General features: G+C 74.6%; 3 protein-coding genes. 1 reads left to right on the top strand and 2 read right to left on the bottom strand.

Annotated elements, in window-relative coordinates; genetic code table 11:
- A partial coding sequence (locus tag VF542_RS17225; protein ID WP_408652925.1) for an FAD-binding and (Fe-S)-binding domain-containing protein occupies positions 1 to 2,700 on the bottom strand: 2,700 nt, incomplete at its 3' end.
- Positions 2,701 to 2,784: 84 nt separating this feature from the next.
- Positions 2,785 to 4,122, bottom strand: coding sequence for a hypothetical protein (locus VF542_RS17220; protein WP_408652924.1), 1,338 nt, complete (start codon positions 4,120 to 4,122; stop codon positions 2,785 to 2,787).
- A gap of 217 nt (positions 4,123 to 4,339) precedes the next feature.
- Here VF542_RS17220 and VF542_RS17215 point away from each other — a divergent pair.
- A partial coding sequence (locus VF542_RS17215; RefSeq protein WP_408652923.1) for an L-lactate permease occupies positions 4,340 to 5,100 on the top strand: 761 nt, incomplete at its 3' end.

Below are 5,100 nucleotides of genomic sequence, written 5' to 3'. Positions count from 1 at the left end.
CGGCCCCGCGCCGCGCACCGCGGGCAACAGGGCCTGCTCGGCGACCGCCACCGACACCTCGTAGTGGCCGCGCTCGACCCCGAAATTGCCGGCCAGGCCGCAGCAGCCGCCCACCGTCTGCAGCTGGGCGCCGGCGCCGGTCAGCAGCGCCGAGTCGACCTGGAAGCCGAGCACCGCGTGCTGGTGGCAGTGCGGCTGCACGACGGCCTCGACGCCATGCAGCGACGGCGGGCTCCAGCCGCGCTCGGTGAGCAGTTCCGCCAGCGTCCGGGTCTGGGCCCGCAGCCGCTCGGCGCGCTCGTCACCGGCCATCAGCTCGACCGCGTCCGAGCGCAGCACCGCCGTGCAGGACGGCTCCAGGCCCACCACCGGCAGCCCGAGCGCCAGCGCCGGCGCCAGCGCCTCGAAGCTGCGGCGCAGCTGCCTGCGGGCGCCGTCGAGCTGGCCGGTGGAGATCCAGGTCAGCCCGCAGCAGACCTGGGAGTCCGGAATCCGCACCGAGCAGCCGGCGGCTTCGAGCACCTCGACGGCCGCCTGCCCGACCTCCGGTGAGAAGGCGTTGGTGAAGGTGTCCACCCACAGCAGCACCGGGTCGCCGGGCGCCACCGGATGCTCGGCGAACCAGTCCCGGAACGAGCGCGGCGCGAACTCGGGCAGCGGCCGGCGCTGGTCGATGCCCCCGATCCGCTTGGCGAGCGCCGCCAGCGGTTTCGGCCGCAGCGCGGCATTGGCCAGCCGCGGCGCCCTGGTGGCCAGCCGGCTCCAGCGCGGCAACCAGCCCAGCAGGTAGTGCGCGTTCGGCCGGCGACGGCGGCGGTAGCGCTGGAACAGCAGCTCGGCCTTGTAGGTGGCCATGTCCACCCCGGCCGGGCAGTCCGAGCTGCAGCCCTTGCAGGCCAGGCACAGATCCAGTGCCTCCAGCAGTTCCGGTGACTGCCAGCCCTCGGTGAGCAGCTCGCCGTTGGCCAGCTCCTGCAGCACCCGGGCCCGGCCGCGGGTCGAGTGGGTCTCATCCAGGGTGGCGAGGTAGGACGGGCACATCACGCCGCCCGCGCCGGTCAGGTCCGCCCGGCACTTGCCGACCCCGACGCAGCGGTGCACGGCGGTGCTGAACGAGCCGCCGTCGGAGGGGTAGCCGAAGCCCAGGCTCCGGCCGCCCGAGCCGGTCAGCGGGCGGGCCAGCGGCAGCCGCAGGTCGGCATCGACCGGCGCCGGGTCCACGATCACCCCGGGATTGAGCAGGTTGTCCGGGTCGAAGATCGCCTTCACCGAGCCGAACAGCCCGATCGCCTCGGCGGAGTACATGGCCGGCAGCAGCTCACCGCGGGCCCGGCCGTCACCGTGCTCGCCCGACATCGAACCGCCGTACGCCGCCACCAGGGCGGCGGCCTCCAGCAGGAACTCCCGGAACGCCGGTGGCCGGTCGGCCAGCGGGAAGTCCAGCCGGACGTGCACGCAACCGTCGCCGAAGTGGCCGTAGGCCAGCCCGTCGATCCGGTGCCGGGCCAGCAGGGCGAAGAACTCGCGCAGGTAGCCGCCGAGCCGTTCCGGGGGCACCGCGGCGTCCTCCCAGCCGGGCCAGGCCGGCGCGTTGGCCGGGGTCCGCCCGCCCAGGCCGGCGCCGTCCTCCCGGATCCGCCAGAGCCGGCGGGCGTCCTCGCCGGTCACCACCGCGGCGGCCGCCGGCCCGGCGGCCCGGACGATCTGCTGGGCGGCGGCGACCGCCTCGGCCAGGCTCTGGCCACCGGTCTCGACGAACAGCCAGCCACCGCCCTCGGGCAGCGACGGGACGGCGGCCGGGCCGCGGCGCCGGCGCAGCACCTCGACCAGCCGGGCGTCCATGCCTTCCAGGGCCAGCGGCCGGTAGGGCAGCACGGCGGGCACCGCGTCGGCGGCGCCGGCCATGTCCGGGTAGGCCAGCACGGCGAGCGCGGTGGCCGGGGCCAGCTCGGCCAGGCGGACGGTCGCGGCGGTGCTGATCGCCAGGGTGCCCTCGGTGCCGGCCAGGAACCGGGCCAGCCGGCCGCCGTTCTCGGGCAGCAGGTGCTCCATCGAGTAGCCCGAGATCTGGCGCCCGAACCGGCCGAACTCGGTGCGGATCACCGCCAGGTTGGCCTGCACCAGCGACGCCAGCCGGGCGGCGACCGGATCGGCGAGCCGGTCCAGCGGGGCGGTCCTCAGGCTGCGCCCGTCGGCCAGCAGCAGGGACAGCGACTCGACGTTGTCGGCGGTGCGGCCATAGGCCAGGGCGCGCGGCCCGCAGGCGTTGTTGGCGATCATCCCGCCGAGGGTGCAGCGGGCCTGGGTCGAGGGATCCGGGCCGAACCGCAGCCGGTGCACCGCCGCGGCCCGCTGCAGCTCCGACAGGATCAGGCCGGGCTCCACGGTCGCGGTACGGGCCTCGGGGTCCAGTGCGATCAGCCGGTTGAGGTGCCGGGAGAAGTCCAGCACCATGCCCGGCCCGACCGCGTTGCCGGCGCAGGAGGTGCCCCCGCCGCGGGCGGTCAGCGGCGTCGCGGTGCGCCGGGCCACCTCCAGCGCCAGGGCCACCTCGTCGGCATGCCGGGGAAAGACCACCACCTGGGGAACCACCCGGTAGTTCGAGGCGTCGGTGGAGTACTCGGCCCGGCGCCGGCTACTGGCGTCGACGTCGGTGACACCGGCACGGCGCAACTCCGCTGCCAGCGTCTCGGGGTTCACGCCGTCAATCTTGACAGCCGCCCGCACCGGCCCGCCCGCCGGCGGCGGGCGGGGCGGCAGGCGGGGTTGCCCGGTGGCCGGGAGTCACCGGCGGTACTCGCGCGGGTCGGTGGCCAGCAGGGTCGCCGAGACGTTGGTCTGGTTGAACCCCTTGAAACCGGCCCGGCGTGCCAGGTTCTCCAGGTGCGAGCCGGCCACGCCGGTCTCGGCGATCTCGGCGGCCCGGTGCGGGTCGAGCTGGCCGGCGGCGACCAGCGCCGCCAGCCGGGCCGCCGGCACCGGCCACCAGTCCGCCTCGGTGAAGGCCTGCCGCAGGTAGGGGTAATCCGAGAACGGCCGCATCGACGGCTGCCCGAGCTCGGCCAGCGAGGCGGCCAGCTCGTCGAAGGAGAACTGCCCCTCCAGGTGGTGCATCCCGGCCGCGAGCACGGACTCCCCGTGCAGGGCGCACCACATCCCCACCGTGCCGTACCGGCCGGTCTCGGCAAGCTCGGTGTGCGCGAAGTCGAGGTCGACCTCCGCGGCCGCCAGGTCGACGTCGGCGAAGATCACCCCACCGCAGCCGGGGTGCTCGAGCACCTGGGCGCCCCAGCCGGCCTGCGCCCCGGCATAGAACCGTTCCCGCGGCCGGAAGCCCAGCAGGCTCAGGAACCCGATCAACGGGGCGAAGGCGGCCCGCGACGAGCGGAAGGTGTGGTGGTCGTTGTTGCCCCAGCCCAACCCCAGCCGGTCCTGGCGGGCGTGCTGCAGGGTGCCCGCGGTGTTGTGCCGCTGCCAGTAGCCGCGCTCCTGCTGCAGGAAGTAGGACGCCGCAAGGTCCGCCCCGACGAGGTCGACGGCGGCCCGGGCCGGTGGCAGCTGGGCCCGCACCCCGGCCGCGCCGGCCAGCGTCCGGGGCCGGTCGGCGAGCAGCTGCCAGGCGCGGGCGGCGGCACCGGCCTGGGCCGCGGAGAAGGTCTGCGGCGTGGTGCCCGCTGACCACGAGCGCCGTTCGACGCCGGCCAGCAGCACCCCGTTCTGCTCGGCCACCACCACCCGGCGGTAGCCGGCCAGCGGCGAGCCCGCCAGCTCCGCGGCGGTGCCGGCACCGGTGTCGCGGGCATAGCTGGTCGCGAAGGCGGCGATGTCGTCGGTGCGCAGCGCCAGCTCGTAGTGCTCGGCCACGACCACCGCCGGCAGCTGGGCCCCCGGGTGCCGCCACAGGTCGGGCTGACCGGTGCGCCGGTACCCGACGGTGGCCAGCTCATCGACCGTCACCGGCCCGGCCACCGAGTCGAGCCAGTCCTGCGGACGGGTGGCCGTCTGGCGGGCGAGCCGGCTGGTGAACTCGGCCAGCTCCGGGCTCTTGCCGAGCGCCTCGGCCACCAGCCTGTCGACCAGCGCCTCCGCCTGTGGGTGCAACTGCCAGTCATGGGAGGTCATGACCTCCATTCTGGCCGTGGCACGGCCGGCGACCAAGGTGAGCAGTACGAATCCTCGGCATGCTCAGGACCAGCATCGCTAATGGTGCTGCCCTGGTGTGGAGATGACCCGGCTCACGCTGGCAACACGGCACGCTCGGACATCGTCGCCTCGGCCTCGGATTGGATACTTCCGGTATCCGCTGGAGGCCGGCGGGTTTTCCGTTCGGAGGTAAGGGATGTACCGGCAAGTGTTGGACCCGGTCGGCGGGTCACTGGGCTGGAGCGCGCTGTTCGCCACGCTCCCGATCGCGACGCTGTTCCTGCTGCTGGGCGTCGTACGGGCCAGGGCCTGGGTGGCCGCGGCGAGCGGGCTGGCGGTGGCGCTGCTGGTGGCGATCCTCGCCTACGACATGCCGGTCGGCCAGGCGTTGCTGACGGCTACCGAGGGCGGCAGCTTCGGGCTGTTCCCGCTCGCGTGGACCTTCACCACCGCGATCTGGATCTACACGATGACCGTCGAGAGCGGTCACTTCGACGTGCTGCGGCGCTCGTTCGTGCGGATCAGCGACGACCGCCGGATCCAGGCGATCGTCATCGCGTTCTGCTTCGGCTCGCTGCTGGAAGCGCTGGCCGGCCAGGGCACGCCGGTGGCGATCACCAGCGTCATGCTGCTCGCGGTGGGGTTCCGGCCGGTGCTCGCCGCCACGACCGCCCTGGTCGCCAATACCGTGCCGGCCGCGTTCGGCCCGCTCGGCCTGCCCATCACCACCCTGGCGAAGGTCACCGGGCTGCCCTCGGACGACCTGGGCGCGATGGCGGGCCGGCAGGTGCCGATCCTCGCCGTCGCGATCCCGCTGCTGGTGGTCGCCATCGTGGACGGCCGCCGCGGGGTCCGGGAGCAGTGGTGGCCGGCGCTGGCCTGCGGGCTGTCGTTCGGCGTTGCCCAGTTCATCACCTCGAACTTCATCTCGGTCGCCCTCGCCGACATCGCTGCCGC

Source organism: Jatrophihabitans sp., from assembly GCF_036389215.1.
In the GTDB taxonomy this organism is placed as follows: domain Bacteria; phylum Actinomycetota; class Actinomycetes; order Mycobacteriales; family Jatrophihabitantaceae; genus Jatrophihabitans_A.
Note: the sequence above shows the minus strand (reverse complement) of the source record. Positions and strands in the feature narration are given on the sequence as shown.

Bases quoted from the DNA above. Each gene is read 5' to 3' on its own strand.
- VF542_RS17220 (WP_408652924.1), bottom strand. From the start codon at position 4,122: ATGACCTCCCATGACTGGCAGTTGCACCCACAGGCGGAGGCGCTGGTC.